This window comes from Dietzia sp. DQ12-76 (assembly GCF_014145045.1).
GTDB lineage: Bacteria > Actinomycetota > Actinomycetes > Mycobacteriales > Mycobacteriaceae > Dietzia.
In genome coordinates this window covers 1-4764 of record NZ_JAALDV010000509.1, presented here as the reverse complement: position 1 = coordinate 4764, position 4764 = coordinate 1, and the positions used below count along the sequence as shown (strand labels likewise).

Genomic DNA, 4764 nt, shown 5'->3' with positions numbered 1-4764 from the left:
TCCGAGAGCTCCTGCGCTTCATCCACGATGATGTGCGCGAAGGTGCCGGCCAGGCGGGCGGCGTCGGTGGTCGTCGCGTCGTCGTCGGGGGCCTGGTCGAGCAGCGCCTCCTGCAGGTCGCGGTGGCGCAGCATGGGCGCCACCCCCTCGGGATCGTCATCGGCCGCGATCACCTCGTCGATCACCGACCTCCGCCGCTGCAGTTCGGCCGCGCGCTCGGCATGCCGGCGCCGACGTCTCGTGTCCCGGTCGGCATCCCCCAGCCGGTGCCGCGCCGCGTCGAGAAGGGGGAGGTCCGATCGCGTCCAGGCAGCGGGCTCGTCCCGGCGGAGCACCCGGGCCTGCTCTGAGCTGAGCCAGGGCGCGCACAGGCGCAGGTAGGCCGGAACGGTCCACAGATCACCCACCAGCTCCGCCGCGTCGATCATCGGCCACGCGCGGTGGAGCTCGCGGCGCAGGTCGGCGTTCGCCAGTAGCTCCGCCCGCAGAACCGCCTTGGGAACGCCGGCGTCGGACTTCTCCAGGAGAATCTCGACCAGGGTCTGGAGGATCTCGTGCCGGGCCTCGTTGTGGGGCGTGCCGTCCTCGGGGGAGGCGAAGGCCTCGGCCCAGTCGCCCGGTGTCAGCTCGAGGTCGATCCACTCTGTCTGGACCCGAATCGGCTGCTCGGGAGGCTGCTCGTAGAAGCGCACGGCCGCCTCGATCGCCCGGACCATCGGCATCCCCGACTTGAGGCGGGCGGCCTCGGGATCGGGTTCCTCGCCGACGCCCGGAGCGGGGATGTCGGGAACCAGGTCGGCGAGCGTGGCCGTCTGCACACTGTGCTCACCGAGGGCCGGAAGGACATCCGCGACGTAGTCCAGGTACGGGCGGTGCGGGCCCACCAGCAGCAGGTGTCCGCGCCGCAGTCCGAGGCGAGATTCCGAGTGCAGCAGGTATGCCGCCCGGTGCAGCGCCACCACCGTCTTGCCCGTCCCCGGACCGCCGTCCACCACGAGTGCGCCCGACGAGTCGGCGCGGATGATCGCGTCCTGGTCGGCCTGGATCGTGGCGAGGACGTCGTGCATCCGGCCGGTCCGTGCCCGGCCGAGGCTCGCGACGAACGCCGAGTGGTCGTCCAGCGCGGTACTGGTGACCGCCTCGTCGTCGTCGAGGACCTCGTCCCAGTAGTCCACGATGCGCCCACCCGACCACCGGTACCTCCGCCGGGATCTCACCCCCATCGGACGGGCGAGCGTCGCGGCGAAGAACGGTTCGGCGGCCGGCGACCGCCAGTCCACCAGCAGGGAGGTGCCGGTCGGGTCGGTCAACCCAATGCGGCCCACGTAGAGGGGCTCGACGTCCCCGGCGAGGGCGACGTGCCCGATGCACAGGTCCAGTCCGAACCGGCGCAGGGTGGCGAGTTCGGCGACCAGGCGGCGGATGTCCGAGTCGCGGGTGATGGTCTGGGCTCCCGTGCCGGCGGGGTCGCGGCGGCGGCCGGCCAGGCGGGCGGACAGGTCGGTGACCCGCTGCGAGAGGCAGTCCGCGATCGCCGAGAACCGCTGTTCGTCGGCCGCGATCAGCGCCGGATCGACCTTGGCCCGAAGGCGGTCGGGGAGAGAGAAAACGCTGGTGGTGACAGGTGGCATCGCGCAAGTCTGCACCCGCACCGGGGCCTTGCGGCAAGGCCCCCTACCAGCTATAACTTGGAAGAGGGACAGAGAATCCGCAGTGCGAGCGAGGTCCCGATCTCGCACGAAGGTGATCCACGTCATATCCTTAGCGACGTGAAGATCGATCTGACGGTCCTGGCGATCCCCGGTTTCATCGCGGCGATGGCGGCCGAGTACGCGTGGCAGTCCCGCAATCCGGCGGAGGGGGAGCGGGCCGGCGACTACGAGTTCGCCGACACCATGGCCAGCCTCTCGATGGGCGTGGGCAGCCTCGTGGCCCCGTACATCGCGGGCAGGTTGCTCGCCCCGGTCACGCCCCGGACCGGTAAGTACGCCAAGGCGCTGATGGGTCTGTCGCTCGCGGCCGCGGCGGTGGCCACGGCGGGAGACGTGTGGCGGCGCACCCGGACCACGGGGTTGCTCGACGCGGGCGCGGTGCCGTCGAGGGTGGCATCAGGTGTGGGCCGGAGACCGGGCAACGACGACGACGAGGTCCCCACCACCCACGCGTCGCCCGTCGCGGGGTCCGCGCCCGTGCCCGCCGCAGGAAGCGCGCAGGTGCCCACGGATCAGGCTCTTCAGGTGCCGCCCGCGCTACGACGCATCACCGGCGGGTCGGCGGTCACGGCACTGGCCTCGGCGGTCGTCACGGTCTCGACGTTGTGGAGCGCGGAGACGGCCGCCAGGAAGCTCTTCCGGTTCTCTCCGCTCGACCTCGGCTCGGGGCCGCTCGCCTACGCGGTGGCGATCCTGGGGTGGGACTTCATCTACTACTGGAACCACCGCTTCGACCACGAGAGCCGCTGGCTGTGGGCCATGCACGTGGTGCATCACTCCAGCGAGCGCTACAACCTCTCCACGGCCCTGCGCCAGCCGGTGGCCGAGGCGTTGACGATCTATGTGCCGTACGGGCTGCTCTCGCTGCTGGGTGTGCGGCCGACGCTGGTGCAGGACGCGCGCGCGATCAACCTGATCTACCAGTTCTGGATCCACACAGCGGTGATCCGGTCCATCGGGCCGCTGGAGAAGGTGTTCAACTCGCCCTCCCACCACCGCGTGCACCACGGCAGCAACCGCGAGTACCTGGACCGGAACCACGGCAGCATCCTCATCGTGTGGGACCGCCTGTTCGGCACCCACGAACTCGAGGGGGAGGAGGTCGTCTACGGGCTGACCACCAACATCGACACGTTCAACCCGTTGCGGATCGCCACGCACGAATGGATCGCGATCGCCCGCGATGTCTTCCGCTCCGAGACCTGGGCCGACCGGGTCGGGTACCTGGTGCGCGGGCCGGGATGGGCGGGGGCGCGACGGGCGTAGAAGGCGCTGACCTGGGGTGCCCTGCGCGGGCCGTTCAGGGCACCGCGGTACAGGGGGGTGCCGTTGCGGGGCGCATGGGGGAGGGTGGCCGGGCGCGCGGTCAGACGACCTCTATTCCAGGCGCAGGACCTTCGCCTCTGTAATGGAATCCAGCCGCTGCGGGTCGAGGCAGAGACGGCGGGGGTCTGTCTCGATTGCCTTACGCGATCGACCGTCGGGGAAGCCGATTCCCTGCCGCTCGGGCGGATCGCTTTATTACGGGTGACCTCAGAGCCCGACAGTCACGGCTAGTTGAGGCCCGCGTAGGAGTGCAGTCCCGAGATCACGATGTTGATGAAGAAGAGGTTGAAGACGAGCACCAGGAATCCGGCGATGTTGAACCACGCCGCCTTCTTGGGACCCCACCCTGAGGTAGCGCGCGCATGGAGGAACACCGCGTACAGCACCCAGGAGATGAACGTGACGGTCTCCTTGGGGTCCCATCCCCAGAATCGGCCCCACGCGCTCTCGGCCCACACCGCGCCGAGGATGATCCCGACGCTGAAGATCGGAAACGCGATGACCGCGGTGCGGTACGAGAGCCGATCGAGCGTGTCGGCGGGGGGCAGCGGTCGCACCAGGGGCGCTCCCCACCCGTGTTCCCCGTCTTGTGGCTGCCACAGACGCAGGAGGTACAAAACGGATGACACGCCCGAGACCAGGAAGATGCCGGAACCGAGGGACACGATCGACACGTGGATCGGGAACCAGAACGATTGCAGGGCCGGCACCACGGGCGCGGCCTCCGAGTACAGGTGGGTGCCGCCGAAGAACAGCAGCGCCAGTACCGGGACCAGGACGAACGGCCACGCCACCTGTAACGCTGGCTTTCGGAGAAACACCAGTCCGGCCGCTATCGACAGAGCACAGGTGACGGAGATGAACTCGTACATGTTGCCCCAGGGGAAGCGCCCGATTGCCGCGGCCCTCAGCACCAGGGAGGCCACGTGGAAGAGGAAGCCGGCGGCGACGAATATCGCGGCGATTCTCGCCCAGCGCGCACTTCCGGCCGAGGTGCGGTCCTCGTCGCCGGTGTCGGTGATCGAGTGTGATTCGGCGAGGCCGGTCCCGCCGGCGTTCACCAGTTCCTTCTCGGCCGTTCTCGCCACGCGGAATCCCGCGTAGAAGATCATCGAGGCCAGCAATGCCAGCGCGTAGAGGCCGAACCCGGTCCGATAGGCCAGGTCGCTGTAGACGGAGAGGTTCTGGTCGACCGATCCGACTGCTCCCTGGGCCAGGGTGAGAGTAAGCACCGTTGTGGTCCTTTCCGCCGAGTAGTTCCGGCGAATTCACCGTAAGGCCTCGACGCCGCACGTGGGGATTCGCGCGTTCATGGGGTGCTGGACAGTCTGGAAGGCCGGATTCTTCGGTCGTTGGTATTTCCCTATCACCCCGGCAACCGAACCACTTTCTGATGGTGGGCCGTATCACCCCGGACCACCCCGGACCACGTGCGGTCCCGCACGGTAACGGGTGCCCGGTAAGGTCCGATTTCACGAGCAAGGCACCGCACCCGAATTCACAAGGAGTGACGTCGTGTTTCCATTCGGATCGATCGACAACCCGCTGCGCTATCTCTTCGGCCCTGGTCCGGGTGAGGCGTCCTGCCTGGCGCTGACGCCCGAGTGCATGGGGCTCATCCCCTACCTCGCAGCCCGGTTCGGCGCGGGGTCCTGACCCTCTGGGTTCTCCAGGAGCCGGCGCTGCGCCCGGCGCCCCAGGGCCGCCATGAGGGGTAGGCCCGCCA

Annotated in this window: 4 protein-coding genes; 2 read left to right on the top strand and 2 right to left on the bottom strand. The window is 69.0% G+C overall.

All coding sequences use genetic code 11. The features are described from left to right. A partial coding sequence (gene helR, locus G6019_RS15770) for an RNA polymerase recycling motor ATPase HelR (RefSeq protein ID WP_182628008.1) occupies positions 1 to 1631 on the bottom strand: 1631 nt, incomplete at its 3' end. 138 nt (positions 1632 to 1769) lie between these two features. Between helR and G6019_RS15765 the strand changes: the two genes are divergently transcribed. Next, positions 1770 to 2978, top strand: coding sequence for a sterol desaturase family protein (locus G6019_RS15765; protein ID WP_182612831.1), 1209 nt, complete (start codon positions 1770 to 1772; stop codon positions 2976 to 2978). A gap of 287 nt (positions 2979 to 3265) precedes the next feature. Here G6019_RS15765 and ccsB read toward each other — a convergent pair whose 3' ends face one another. Then, on the bottom strand, positions 3266 to 4270 hold the full coding sequence (gene ccsB, locus G6019_RS15760; protein ID WP_182612832.1) for a c-type cytochrome biogenesis protein CcsB: 1005 nt from the start codon (positions 4268 to 4270) through the stop codon (positions 3266 to 3268). A 283-nt stretch (positions 4271 to 4553) separates the two neighbouring features. On the opposite strand from ccsB, the gene G6019_RS15755 reads away from it, so the two are divergent. Continuing rightward, a complete protein-coding gene (locus G6019_RS15755; protein WP_156607202.1) occupies positions 4554 to 4694 on the top strand; it encodes a hypothetical protein in 141 nt (46 codons plus the stop codon). Positions 4695 to 4764 lie beyond the last annotated feature (70 nt).